The sequence below is a fragment of the Marmoricola endophyticus genome (assembly GCF_014644415.1).
In the GTDB taxonomy this organism is placed as follows: Bacteria; Actinomycetota; Actinomycetes; order Propionibacteriales; family Nocardioidaceae; genus Marmoricola; species Marmoricola endophyticus.
Genome location: NZ_BMKQ01000001.1, coordinates 1845415 through 1856968 on the forward strand (window position 1 = coordinate 1845415; position 11554 = coordinate 1856968).

Here is an 11554-nt window from a genome sequence, read left to right on the forward strand (position 1 = left end):
CGGCTCAGGCGCCGAGCGTGTGCCCGCTGGAGGACAGGTGCTCGCACGCCTCGACGACGCGCGCGGCCATCCCGGCCTCGGCGGCCTTGCCCCAGGCACGCGGGTCGTAGGCCTTCTTGTCGCCCACCTCGCCGTCGATCTTCAGCACGCCGTCGTAGTTGTCGAACATGTGGCCCGCGACCGGGCGGGTGAAGGCGTACTGCGTGTCGGTGTCGACGTTCATCTTGATCACGCCGTACGACACCGCCGCGGCGATGTCCTCCGCGCTGGAACCCGAGCCGCCGTGGAAGACCAGGTCGAAGGGGCGCCCGTCAGGGCCCTGGCCGAGCTTCTCGGCGGCGACCTCCTGGGCCTTCTTCAAGATCTCCGGACGCAGCTTGACGTTGCCGGGCTTGTAGACGCCGTGCACGTTGCCGAAGGTGAGCGCGGTCAGGTAGCGCCCCTTGTCGCCGGCACCGAGCGCCTCGATGGTGGCGATCGCGTCCTCGGGCGTCGAGTAGAGCTTGTCGCCCGCCCCGCCCTCGACGCCGTCCTCCTCGCCGCCGACGACGCCGATCTCCACCTCGAGCACGATGTGCGCGGCGGCCGCCTTCTCGAGCAGCTCCTGGGCGATCTGGAGGTTCTCCTCCAGCGGCACGGCCGAGCCGTCCCACATGTGCGACTGGAACAGCGGCAGCTGCCCGTTGCGCACCCGCTCGACGGAGATGTCGAGCAGCGGGCGCACGAAGCCGTCGAGCTTGTCCTTGGGGCAGTGGTCGGTGTGCAGCGCGACGTTGACGGGGTACGACTTCGCCACCTCGGCGGCGTACGCCGCGAACGCCGACGCCCCGGTGACCATGTTCTTGATCGTCGGGCCGGAGAAGTACTCCGCACCACCGGTGGAGACCTGCAGGATCCCGTCCGAGCCGGCCTCGGCGAAGCCGGCCAGGGCGGCGTTGAGGGTCTGCGAGGAGGAGACGTTGATCGCCGGGTAGGCGAAGCCCTTCTCCTTGGCGTTGTCGAGCATCTGGGCGTACGTCTCGGGCGTGGCGAGCGGCATGCGGGTGGCTCCTGCGAGGTCGGGTGCGTCTGCGGATTCGAGCCTAGTGGCTACCGGCCGGTCGGTCTCAGGTCAGTCCGGCGGCGGCGAACGCACGAGCGTAGATCTCGTGGATCAGGCGCTCCTTGCGGGCGTTGTAGGCCATCGTCGACTCCCCCGCCGCGGCCGAGTCGTCGGCAGCCTCCCGCTTGAGCGCGGCGTAGCGGTCGCGGTCCTCGGTGTCGCGGCGCAGGTGGTCGCGGAAGACCCGGTGCTTCCACGGCTCCGGCGACTCGGGGCCGAACACGTGCAGGTTGCTGCGCGGGTCCTGCCCACGCAGGCAGCGGTGGCCGAACCACCACGGCTCGCGCACCCGCAGCTCGAAGCCGAGGGCCTCCAGCGCCGGGAGGTAGCCCGGCTCGGCCTCGGGGTCGGCGACCACGAGGTCGGCGTCGATGATCGGCTTCGCGGCCAGTCCCGGCACCGAGGTGGACCCCACGTGCTGAAGCAGCAGGACCCGTGGACCGAGCGCGGCGTCGAGGCGCGCGGCCAGCCGGTCGAACTCACCGGGCCAGGCGTCGTCGTACGTCACGACGACGGGGGTCTCCTGCGTCTCCTGCCCTCTCACCCACGGCGACTCACCCTCAGGGACGGCGATGGCGGGGAAGGCGACGATGTCGGCTCGGCTGGGCACAGCCCGAGGCTAGCCTCGAGCGCGTGGACGTCTTCACGAGCGCGCGGGCCTCGAGCCTCGACGTCTCGCCGGACCTCGCGTGGGGACGGCTGGTGGCCGGCGGGCCGGGCGCGCACTGGTACCTCGACGCCCTTCCGCTGATGTTCCGCGCCACCCTCGACCGGCTCCTCGGCGGCGAGCCGCTGGTCCGGCCGCCCGACGGCGTCCTCACCACCGGGGACCGCGCCGGCTTCTGGACCGTCGAGCACGCCGAGGACGGCTGCCTGCTGATGGTCGCCCGGGTCAAGGCGCCTGGCAGCGTACGGATCGGGTGCGAGCTGACGCCCGAGAAGGGCGGCACCCGCTTCCGCCAGGAGGTGAGCTTCCACCCCGGCGGCCCGCTCGGGGTCGGCTACCTGCTCGCCGACCTCCCCGCGCGGGAGGTGCTGATCCAGCTGCTCCACTCCCGCACCAGGCGCGAGCTGATCGGGTAGGTCGGCCCGCTGCCCGCTCACCGTCCGTGAGCACCTCACCGGGTCTCGACGCGCTCGCTGGCGCTCGCTGCTCGACCACCCACGGTGGTCGAGCCCGAACCGAGCGCAGCGAGGGAGGACGTCGAGACCACTCACCGTGAGGGGCGCACCCACCTCAGCCGGGCAGGTCGGCGTACGTCCGGATCCAGGCATGCATGGCGACCGCCGCGGCGGCGGAGGCGTTGATCGACCGCGTCGACCCGAACTGCGCGATCGAGAACGTCGCCTCGCACGCGTCGCGGGCCTGCGGGGAGAGTCCCGGCCCCTCCTGGCCCAGCAGCAGGCAGACCGAGCGGGGCAGCGCGGCGGTCTCCAGCGGGACCGAGCCGGGGAGGTTGTCGATCCCCCACAGGGCGACCCCACGCTCCGCGAGGTACGACGCCAGCGCCGCGGCGTCACGGTGGTGGCGCAGGTGCTGATAGCGGTCGGTGACCATGGCGCCGCGCCGGTTCCAGCGGCGGTTGCCGACGATGTGCACCTCGGCGGCGAGGAACGCGTTGGCGGTCCGCACCACGGTGCCGATGTTGAAGTCGTGCTGCCAGTTCTCGATGGCCACGTGGAAGTCGTGCCGGCGGGTGTCCAGGTCGGCCACGATCGCCTCGAGCGTCCAGTACCGGTAGCGGTCGACCACGTTGCGGCGGTCGCCCTCACGGAGCAGGCGCTCGTCGTACCGCTCGTCCGTCGGCCACGCCCCGACCCACGGTCCGACCCCGACCTCCGGAGGGCCGTGCGGCATCGGGTCGTACGGCGCGCTCTCCTCGGCGGCGGGCTCCTCGCGGTCGCCGGGCGTGCGTTCGGTCACGACCGCAGGCTATGACCGCGCCACGCTGGGCCGACTCGCCTACCCTTGGGGGGTGGCTGCTCCGTTCACCGTCGTGCTCACCCCGCTGCTGCTGGGGATCTCCTGGATGGAGCCGGACTACCTGCTCGACACGTTCGGCGGCGCACTGATCTGGTTCAGCCTGGCGATCGTCTTCGTGGAGTGCGGACTGTTCTTCCCGTTCCTGCCCGGTGACACGCTGCTGTTCGCGCTCGGGCTGTTCATCGCCGGCGACCAGATCCACGTGTTCGGCGTCGAGTCGCACCTGGTCGAGCTGATCAGCGCGATGGTGCTGCTGATGGTTGCCGGCTTCCTCGGCAACGTCGCGGGCTACGAGATCGGGCGCAAGCTCGGCCCGCCGCTGTACCGCCACGACGGACGCATCCTCAAGCGGAAGTACCTCGACAACACGCGGTACTTCTTCGAGCGGCACGGCAACAAGGCGCTGGTGATCGGCCGGTTCGTGCCGTTCGTCCGCACCTACATCACCCTCGTCGCCGGCATCACGCAGATGCAGCGTCGTCGGTTCTTCGTCTGGAGCGCGGTCGGCGCCGTCGCCTGGGTCGTCTCGATCACCCTGCTCGGCTTCTTCCTCGGCCAGGTCTCCTGGATCGGCGAGAACCTCGACTACGCGATGATCGCGATCGCCCTGTTCACCGTCGTTCCCCTGATCATCGAGGCGATCCGGCACAAGGCCACGCACGGCGACGACGACAGTGAGCCCGCTCCCGCCGAGGAGCCGAGCAGCGCCGAGGCGCGCTGACCCCACCGCGAGACGTCGCGTGTACGCGCCGCCTCACCGCGAGACGTCGCGTCTACGCGCCGCCTCACCCCGAGACGTCGCGTCTACGCGACGTTTCGGGGTTCAGGCGCGGGCGGAGGCCAGGTCGGCCCTGGTGAGCACCGGGCGCACCTCGAGCCGTACGTCCGCCAGCGGGTTCTCCCCGGCCGGGCTGCGGTCGATCGCGCAGACGACGGTCTCGACGACCGCGCCGGCCTCGCGCAGCGCGTTCGTCGCGTCGCGGACGGCACCGCCGGTGGTGACGACGTCCTCGACCAGCGTGATCCGGCGGCCCTCGACGGACGGCCCCTCCGCGAGCTTGCAGGTGCCGTACTCCTTGGCCCTCTTGCGTACGAACAGCGCCGGCAGCCCGACCCGCGCGGCCAGCGTCGTGGCGATCGGGATGCCCCCCATCTCGAGCCCACCGAGCAGCTCGGTGCCCTCGGGCACGAGGTCGACCATCGCGTCGGCGACCCGGGCGAGGAGCGCCGGGTCGGACTCGAAGAGGTACTTGTCGAAGTACTCGTGCGAGGTCTGCCCCGAGCGCAGCGTGAACTCGCCGGTCAACCGGCAGCAGGCGTCGATGTCGCGGGCCAGGGTGGGGTCGCTCATGCGACGAACCCTAGGGCGTGCCGCGGAACGCGTGGCCGTCGCGAGCGGCGTCCGGTGCGTGCGGTGGCGAGGCGCGGACGTGAAGGCGGGCCGGTGCCCGTCGAGCGACCGCAACGCTGCCAGCGTGCGTGCCGGGCGTCGTGCAGCAGGTCACGCGTCCGCTGGACGCCCTAGGTTGGCGGGCATGGCACGCGCGCACGCAGCCCGGCTGACCGGCTTCGAGACCACGATCTTCGCCGAGCGCTCGAAGCTCGCGGTGGCGACCGGGTCGGTCAACCTCGGGCAGGGGTTCCCCGACGAGGACGGGCCGAGCGACGTGATCGAGCGGGCCGCGCAAGCGATGCACGAGGGGCGCAACCAGTACGCCCCGGGCCGCGGCACCCCCGAGCTGGTCGCGGCGGTGCGCGCCCACCAGCGCGCGCACTACGGCATCGACCTGGCGCCCGAGCAGGTCGTGGCCACCACGGGCGCCACGGAGGCGGTCGCGGCGGCGATCCTCGGGCTGGTCGAGCCGGGCGACGAGGTGCTGACCCTCGAGCCGTACTACGACTCGTACGCCGCGATGGTCGCGATGGCCGGAGGCGTACGTCGTGGGGTGCCGCTGCGCGGACCGTCGTACCGACCCGACCCCGCGGAGCTGGCTGCGGCGATCACCCCGCGCACCCGCCTGCTGCTGCTGAACTCCCCGCACAACCCGACCGGGACCGTCCTCACCCGCACCGAGCTGGAGCAGATCGCGGCCCTGGCGCTCGAGCACGACCTGACGGTGGTGACCGACGAGGTGTACGAGCACCTGACGTTCACCGGCGCCGAGCACGTCCCGATCTCGACGCTGCCCGGGATGGCCGAGCGGACGCTGACCATCTCCAGCATCGGGAAGTCGTTCTCCCTGACCGGGTGGAAGGTCGGCTGGGCGACCGGGCCGGCCGCGCTCGTGGCCGCGGTGGAGTCGGCGAAGAACTGGCTGACCTACACCTCCGGCGCACCGCTGCAGCCGGCCGCGGCGTACGCCCTCGACGAGCGGGTCGCCTGGACCGGCACCCTCGCCGCCGAGCTCGAGGCCAAGCGCGACCTGCTGGTCGGCGGGCTGCGCTCACTCGGGCTGGACGCGAACGACCCGCAGGGGACGTACTTCGTGATGAGCGACGTCGCCGACCTCGGCTGGCCCGACGCCGTCGCGTTCGCCGACGCCCTGGTCGAGCGCGCGGGCGTCGTGGTCATCCCGTGCCCGGTGTTCTACGGCGAGGAGCACCGCGCCGGCGAGGGCCGGCACAAGGTGCGCTGGGCGTTCTGCAAGCGGCGACCCGTGCTCGAGGAGGCGCTCGAGCGGCTGGCCGGGACCGACCTGTCGGCATAAGCCCGGATCAGCCTGGTGCCAGCGATTTGTCAGTTATGGTCCTGTAGTGAATCTCGCTCTCGGGAGAACCCTCACCACGCTGCTCGCCGTACCGGCCACAGCACTCGCTCTCGTCGGGTGCGGCAGTTCGGGCAGCACGCCCGCTGCTGACCGATCAGGGGCGAGCCGGGCAGCCTCGCCGTCGGCGAGCCCGACCGAGCCCGTCGCGTCCCCGACCGTCTCGCGCGCGGAGCAGCGGCGCCTGCAGGCCAAGATCCTCGTCGATGCGCCGGCGAAGGACCTGGTCTGGCGTCACGCCGAGGTCCCGTCGAGCTGGCGCACGATCTCCACGCCGCAAGGCAGCGAGCAATGGCAGATCGGCCGGTCGGCGTGCATCGTCGCCACCGAGCAGCCCGCAGGCGTGGGCACCTCGAAGGAGACCTCGGCCGACGCCGCGGCGAGGTTCGCGCAGAAGTTCGCGAAGGCCTCCTCCTTCCCCGCCGCCACCAGCACCAAGCGCGGCACCTTCCTGCAGCCGCAGATCGTCAACGACGGCGCGCTGAGGGGCAAGGTGAAGGTGGCCACGCTCGAGCAGACTTTCGGTTCGACCATCCACACCTATGCGATGGGCTACATCTCCGGCGACTTCGCGCTCCAGCTCTTCGCAGCCTGCGGCAAGAACCAGTGGAAAGCCAACATCGATCAGATCGAGCAGTTCCTGCAGAACCTGTACGTGTCGACGACCTACTGAGCAGTCGTCGTCACCGCAGGCCCGGCCAGCCGGTGTACGCCTCGGCGAGATACGTCGAGCCGGCCGTCGAGCCGGTGACCATGGCCAGCTCCCCCAGCCGACGCCGCTCGTCGAAGTCGGTGTCCTGCGGCGCGGTGTGCAGCATCGTGGTCATCCAGTACGAGAAGTGCTGGGCCTTCCACACCCGGCCCAGGGCGCGGGGCGTGTAGTCGTCGAGAGCGTCGCGACCGGCGGGTCCGAGGGCACGCTCCAGCACCTCGGCGAGCACGCGGACGTCGGCCAGGGCGAGGTTGAGGCCCTTCGCGCCGGTCGGCGGGACGGTGTGCGCGGCGTCGCCAGCCAGCAGGAGGCTGCCGTGCCGCATCGGCTCGGAGACGGTGGACCGGAACGGCAGGACGGTGCGCTCGACGATCGGCCCCTGCCGCAGCTCGAGGCCGTCGTCGCCCGCGACCCGCGCCTGCAGCTCGGACCAGATCCGGTCGTCGGACCAGGCGCTCGGGTCCTCGTCGGCGTCGCACTGGAAGTACATCCGCTGCAGGTCGTCGGTGCGCTGGGAGATCAGCGCGAAGCCGTGCGGCGAGCGCGCGTAGATCAGCTCCTCGGCGCTCGGCGGGGCCTCGGTGAGGATCCCGAACCAGGCGAACGGGTACTCCCGCGAGTAGCGCCGCAGGCCGGGGATCGCCCGTCGGGTCTCGCTGCGGGAGCCGTCGGCGCCGACGACCACGTCGCACCCGACCGTGTGCGCCGTACCTGCACCGTCGACGTACGACAGCACCGGCCGGTCGCCCGTCACATCGGCGACCCGGCCCTCGCGCACCCCGAAGCGCACGTCGCCGCCGTCGCGCTCGCGGGCGTCGGCGAGGTCGACGAACACCTCGGTCTGCGGGTAGAGCGTCGTCGTCGCGCCGACCAGTCCTGCGAAGTCGATCCGGTGGCTGGTCCCGCCGAAGCGCAGGTCGATCCCCTCGTGCACGCGTCCCTCGCGCAGCACGCGGTCGGAGACGCCGGACTCGACGAGCACGTCGACACTGCCCTGCTCGAGGATCCCCGCGCGGTGGGTCTGCTCGATCTCCTCCCGCGTGCGGGTGTCGACCACGACGGACTCGATGCCCGCGCGGTGCAGCAGGTGGGAGAGCAGCAGCCCGGCGGGCCCGGCGCCGAGGATGCCGACCTGGGTCCGCTCGCTCATCGGGTCAGGAAGACGGTCTCGTCGGGCCCCTGGAGGCGTACGTCGAACCGCAGCGACCCGTCCTCCTCGCGCTCGGCGAGCAGCGTGGCGCGGCGGTCGGGCGCCAGCCCGTCGAGGAAGGGGTCCTGCGCCCCGGGCAGGTAGATCCGCGTGAACAGCACGTCGAGCAGGCCGCGCGCGAAGACCGCGACCGCGAGCACCGGCGCCCTCCCGTCGACCGGTCCGGGTTCGACGGTGGTGAAGGAGTAGTGCCCTCCGGGATCGGTCGCGCAGCGACCCCAGCCGGTGAACACCGACCCGTCGCGTCGCAGCGCGCCCTCGACCTGCGGCACCCGCCCGGCGGCGTCCGCCTGACGGATCTCGAGCAGCGCGTCGGGCACCGGTTCGCCCGCGCCGTCGAGCACCCACCCGTGCAGGCGTACCGCTCCTGGGGTGGCGGGCGGCACCAGGCGGTGGTCGTCGTCGTACGGCAGGGCGTAGCCGAAGAACGGGCCGACGGTCTGGCCGGGCGTGGGCGGCAGCGGCTCAGGCACGGTCGTCCTCCTCGAGCGGCGTCGCGTGCGAGCCCGTGAGCACGATGTCCCAGCGGTAGCCGGTGGCCCACTCGTGCGTGGTCACGTCGTGGTCGTACGACGCCACCAGCCGCGCGCGGGCGGCCGGGTCGGTGACCGACTGGTAGATCGGGTCCAGCGCGAACAGCGGGTCGCCGGGGAAGTACATCTGCGTGATCAGCCGCTGGGTGAACTCACGACCGAACATCGAGAAGTGGATGTGGGCCGGGCGCCAGGCGTTGCGGTGGTTGCGCCACGGGTACGGGCCCGGCTTGATCGTGGTGAACCGGTAGGTCCCCTCGTCGTCGGTCAGGCAGCGACCGACCCCGGTGAAGTGCGGGTCGAGCGCCGCGGGGTGCTGGTCGCGCTGGTGGGCGTACCGACCGCCGGCGTTGGCCTGCCAGATCTCGACGAGCTGGCGGCGGACGGGCCGGCCCTCGCCGTCGAGCACCCGCCCGGTGACGACCGTCCGCTCGCCGACGGGCTCGCCTCCCGCCTGGATGGTCAGGTCGGCCTCCATCGGACCGACGTCGGAGTGCCCGAAGACCGGCCCGAGCAGCTCGGCCGCCTCCGGGTCGGCCGGCTCGGGGTCCTTCGTCGGGTGGCGCAGCACGGAGGAGCGGTACGCCGGGTAGTCCAGCCGCGGCTGCCTGCCGGCCGCACCGTCGAGGGTGGCGATCTCCTCGCTGACCTGTGCCTGGGAGTCGAGGGCGGGAGTGGTCGCGGTCACAGAGCCGACGCTACGACTGCGCCTCCTCGCTCACGATGGCGCAGCTTCCGCCCAACGAAAGCCTCATCGGCCACGACGTCATACGACCTGACTGTCAGGGCGACCACCTCGTATGACGTCCCGAGCGACGGGAGCGGTGGTCAGCGCAGGACGACGGTCCGGCCGCCGTTGAGGAGGACGCGGGAGTCGGCGTGCCAGCGGACCGCACGGGCGAGCACCTGGGCCTCGACGTCGCGGCCGGCGGCGACCAGGTCGGCCTGGGTGTACGAGTGGTCCACGCGCACCACGTCCTGCTCGATGATCGGCCCCTCGTCCAGGTCGGCGGTCACGTAGTGCGCCGTCGCACCGACCAGCTTCACGCCGCGCTCGTACGCCTGGTGGTAGGGCTTCGCGCCCTTGAAGCTGGGCAGGAAGGAGTGGTGGATGTTGATCACCCGCCCCTCCAGTCGGCGGCACAGGCCGTCGGAGAGCACCTGCATGTAGCGCGCCAGCACGACCAGGTCGACGCCGAGCTCGTCGACGAGCCGGACCAGCGCGGCCTCGGCCTCGGCCTTGCCGTCCGGCGGGACGGGCACGTGGTGGAACCCGACGTCGTAGGACGCGCACAGCCGCGCGGCGTCGGGGTGGTTCGAGGCGACCCCGGCCACCTCGACCGGCAGCGATCCGGTCGAGGCGCGGAAGAGCAGGTCGTTGAGGCAGTGCAGCTGCCTCGACACCAGCACCAGCACCCGGCACCGGGTCGCCGCGGCCCGCAGCGAGACGGTCATCCGGTGACGACGCACCACCGGCTCGAGCGCCGCACGGACCACGGACACCTCGCGCGGCTCGGCCACAGACACCGCGACGCGCAGGAAGAACAGCCCGGTCTCGGGGTCGCTGAGCTGCTGGCTCTCGACGATGTTGCCGCCCTGGGCGACCAGGGAGCCGGAGACGTCGTGCACGATCCCGGGCCGGTCCGGGCAGACGAGGGTGAGCACGAGGTCCCGGGCGGCGCTGCTCACCCGGCCATTGTGGTCACAGTTGGCTCACGAGCGTCCGGCGCTGGCAGGATCAGCGACTGACACAGACGTACGGGAGGTGGGCGCCGGTGCCGACGAACTACATCGACGGGCAGTGGGTGGCCGCGGCAGAGGGTCGTACCCGCGAGATCCACTGCCCCGCGGACGGCGCCCTCGTCGGCACGGTCGACGAGTCCGGTCCGGCCGACACCGACGCGGCGATCGCCGCGGCACGGCGCACCTTCGACGACGGCACCTGGGCGGCCGTCCCCGCCTCCGAGCGCGGGGCGCTGCTGCTGCGGGTCGCCGACCTGCTCGAGCGGGACAAGGCGGAGCTCGCCCGCGCCGAGGCGCTGGACACCGGCAAACGCCTCGTCGAGGGCGAGTACGACGTCGACGACGTCGTCACCGTCTTCCGGCACTTCGGCCGGATCGCCGACGCCGACGCGGGCCGGGTCGTCGACACCGGCAACCCGGGTGTGGTCAGCCGCGTCGTCCACGAGCCGCTGGGCGTCTGCGGGCTGATCAGCCCGTGGAACTACCCGCTGCTGCAGACCTCGTGGAAGGTCGCGCCCTGCCTGGCCGCCGGCAACACCTTCGTCCTCAAGCCCAGCGAGATCACCCCGCACACCTCGATCCTGCTGATGCGCGTCCTCGAGGAGGCCGGGCTGCCGGCCGGGGTCGGCAACCTCGTCCTCGGCACCGGCCCCGAGGCCGGCGCGGCGCTGGGTGAGGACCCACGCGTCGACCTGGTGTCCTTCACCGGCAGCCTGAAGGTCGGCAAGCAGCTGATGGCCGCGGCCGCCGGCACCGTGAAGAAGGTCGCGCTCGAGCTGGGCGGCAAGAACCCCAACGTCGTGTTCGCCGACGCCGACTACGAGACCGCGCTCGACTTCGCCCTCACCGCGGTGTTCCTGCACTCCGGCCAGGTCTGCTCCGCCGGGGCGCGGCTGGTGGTCGAGGAGTCGATCCACGACCGCTTCGTCGCCGACCTCGTCGAGCGTGCGCAGCGGATCCGCATCGGAGGCCCCTTCGACGAGTCGGCCGAGACCGGACCGCTGACCAGCGCCGCGCACCGCGACAAGGTGGAGGCGTACGTTGCCGCCGGGATCGCCGAGGGAGCGACGCTGCGGTGCGGCGGCGCTCGGCCGCAGGGGGCGTCGTACGACGACGGGTTCTACTACCTGCCCACGATCCTCGACGGCTGCACCAGCGACATGAGCGTCACTCAAGAGGAGTCGTTCGGGCCGGTGCTCACCGTGGAGACCTTCCGCGACGAGGACGAGGCGGTGCGGATCGCCAACGACTCGATCTACGGCCTGGCCGGCGCGGTGTGGACCCAGGACGCCGGCAAGGGCCAGCGCGTGGCGCAGCGGCTGCGGATGGGGACGGTCTGGATCAACGACTTCCACCCGTACGTCGCCCAGGCCGAGTGGGGCGGCTACAAGCAGTCCGGCACCGGCCGCGAGCTCGGTCTCGCCGGGCTGGAGGAGTACCGCGAGACCAAGCACATCTGGCACAACATCGCCCCCGAGCCGCAGCACTGGTTCCAGGGTTAGGAG

Annotated in this window: 13 protein-coding genes; 5 read left to right on the forward strand and 8 right to left on the reverse strand. The window is 72.1% G+C overall.

Annotated features, from left to right (window positions below):
* Positions 1 to 4: 4 nt before the first annotated feature.
* Both fbaA and IEX42_RS09040 read right to left on the reverse strand, forming a co-directional pair.
* A complete protein-coding gene (fbaA, locus tag IEX42_RS09035) occupies positions 5 to 1039 on the reverse strand; it encodes a class II fructose-bisphosphate aldolase (RefSeq protein ID WP_188779476.1) in 1035 nt (344 codons plus the stop codon).
* A gap of 67 nt (positions 1040 to 1106) precedes the next feature.
* A complete protein-coding gene (locus IEX42_RS09040; protein ID WP_229660734.1) occupies positions 1107 to 1712 on the reverse strand; it encodes a GrpB family protein in 606 nt (201 codons plus the stop codon).
* A gap of 23 nt (positions 1713 to 1735) precedes the next feature.
* Here IEX42_RS09040 and IEX42_RS09045 point away from each other — a divergent pair, with 23 nt between their 5' ends.
* Entirely contained in the window at positions 1736 to 2185 is a 450-nt protein-coding gene (locus IEX42_RS09045) for a DUF2867 domain-containing protein (RefSeq protein ID WP_188779477.1), read from the forward strand.
* A 154-nt stretch (positions 2186 to 2339) separates the two neighbouring features.
* Here IEX42_RS09045 and IEX42_RS09050 read toward each other — a convergent pair whose 3' ends face one another.
* On the reverse strand, positions 2340 to 2960 hold the full coding sequence (locus tag IEX42_RS09050; protein ID WP_188781028.1) for a TrmH family RNA methyltransferase: 621 nt from the start codon (positions 2958 to 2960) through the stop codon (positions 2340 to 2342).
* Between the two features lie 118 nt (positions 2961 to 3078).
* Here IEX42_RS09050 and IEX42_RS09055 point away from each other — a divergent pair, with 118 nt between their 5' ends.
* The gene (locus IEX42_RS09055) at positions 3079 to 3807 is read left to right on the forward strand and encodes a DedA family protein (RefSeq protein ID WP_229660735.1); all 729 of its coding nucleotides are present in this window, start codon (positions 3079 to 3081) and stop codon (positions 3805 to 3807) included.
* 102 nt (positions 3808 to 3909) lie between these two features.
* Here IEX42_RS09055 and pyrE read toward each other — a convergent pair whose 3' ends face one another.
* Positions 3910 to 4437: an orotate phosphoribosyltransferase gene (gene pyrE / locus IEX42_RS09060; RefSeq protein WP_188779478.1), complete on the reverse strand. Its 528-nt coding sequence runs from the start codon at positions 4435 to 4437 to the stop codon at positions 3910 to 3912.
* A gap of 184 nt (positions 4438 to 4621) precedes the next feature.
* Between pyrE and IEX42_RS09065 the strand changes: the two genes are divergently transcribed.
* Together IEX42_RS09065 and IEX42_RS09070 are read left to right on the forward strand one after the other, a co-directional pair.
* On the forward strand, positions 4622 to 5794 hold the full coding sequence (locus IEX42_RS09065) for an aminotransferase class I/II-fold pyridoxal phosphate-dependent enzyme (protein ID WP_188779479.1): 1173 nt from the start codon (positions 4622 to 4624) through the stop codon (positions 5792 to 5794).
* Positions 5795 to 5840: 46 nt separating this feature from the next.
* Positions 5841 to 6524 (forward strand): hypothetical protein, encoded by a 684-nt coding sequence (locus IEX42_RS09070; protein ID WP_188779480.1) that lies wholly within the window; start codon positions 5841 to 5843, stop codon positions 6522 to 6524.
* 10 nt (positions 6525 to 6534) lie between these two features.
* On the opposite strand, the gene IEX42_RS09075 is transcribed toward IEX42_RS09070, so the two are convergent.
* From IEX42_RS09075 to purU, 4 genes are all read right to left on the reverse strand, one after another.
* The gene (locus IEX42_RS09075) at positions 6535 to 7713 is read right to left on the reverse strand and encodes a 4-hydroxybenzoate 3-monooxygenase (protein WP_188779481.1); all 1179 of its coding nucleotides are present in this window, start codon (positions 7711 to 7713) and stop codon (positions 6535 to 6537) included.
* Complete coding sequence (gene pcaG, locus IEX42_RS09080; RefSeq protein WP_188779482.1) at positions 7710 to 8246, reverse strand: protocatechuate 3,4-dioxygenase subunit alpha; 537 nt, start codon at positions 8244 to 8246, stop codon at positions 7710 to 7712. The genes IEX42_RS09075 and pcaG overlap by 4 nt, the downstream gene beginning before the upstream one ends.
* Positions 8239 to 8994 (reverse strand): protocatechuate 3,4-dioxygenase subunit beta, encoded by a 756-nt coding sequence (gene pcaH / locus IEX42_RS09085; RefSeq protein WP_188779483.1) that lies wholly within the window; start codon positions 8992 to 8994, stop codon positions 8239 to 8241. The genes pcaG and pcaH overlap by 8 nt, the downstream gene beginning before the upstream one ends.
* Before the next feature lie 140 nt (positions 8995 to 9134).
* Positions 9135 to 9995 (reverse strand): formyltetrahydrofolate deformylase, encoded by an 861-nt coding sequence (gene purU, locus IEX42_RS09090; RefSeq protein ID WP_188779484.1) that lies wholly within the window; start codon positions 9993 to 9995, stop codon positions 9135 to 9137.
* Positions 9996 to 10081: 86 nt separating this feature from the next.
* Here purU and IEX42_RS09095 point away from each other — a divergent pair, with 86 nt between their 5' ends.
* Positions 10082 to 11551 (forward strand): aldehyde dehydrogenase family protein, encoded by a 1470-nt coding sequence (locus IEX42_RS09095; RefSeq protein WP_188779485.1) that lies wholly within the window; start codon positions 10082 to 10084, stop codon positions 11549 to 11551.
* The last annotated feature ends 3 nt before the right edge of the window (positions 11552 to 11554 follow it).

Coding starts and splice junctions, on each gene's coding strand:
- IEX42_RS09075 (WP_188779481.1), bottom strand. CDS start 7,713: ATGAGCGAGCGGACCCAGGTCGGCATCCTCGGCGCCGGGCCCGCCGGG.
- pyrE (WP_188779478.1), bottom strand. CDS start 4,437: ATGAGCGACCCCACCCTGGCCCGCGACATCGACGCCTGCTGCCGGTTG.
- IEX42_RS09050 (WP_188781028.1), bottom strand. CDS start 2,960: ATGCCGCACGGCCCTCCGGAGGTCGGGGTCGGACCGTGGGTCGGGGCG.
- fbaA (WP_188779476.1), bottom strand. CDS start 1,039: ATGCCGCTCGCCACGCCCGAGACGTACGCCCAGATGCTCGACAACGCC.
- IEX42_RS09065 (WP_188779479.1), top strand. CDS start 4,622: ATGGCACGCGCGCACGCAGCCCGGCTGACCGGCTTCGAGACCACGATC.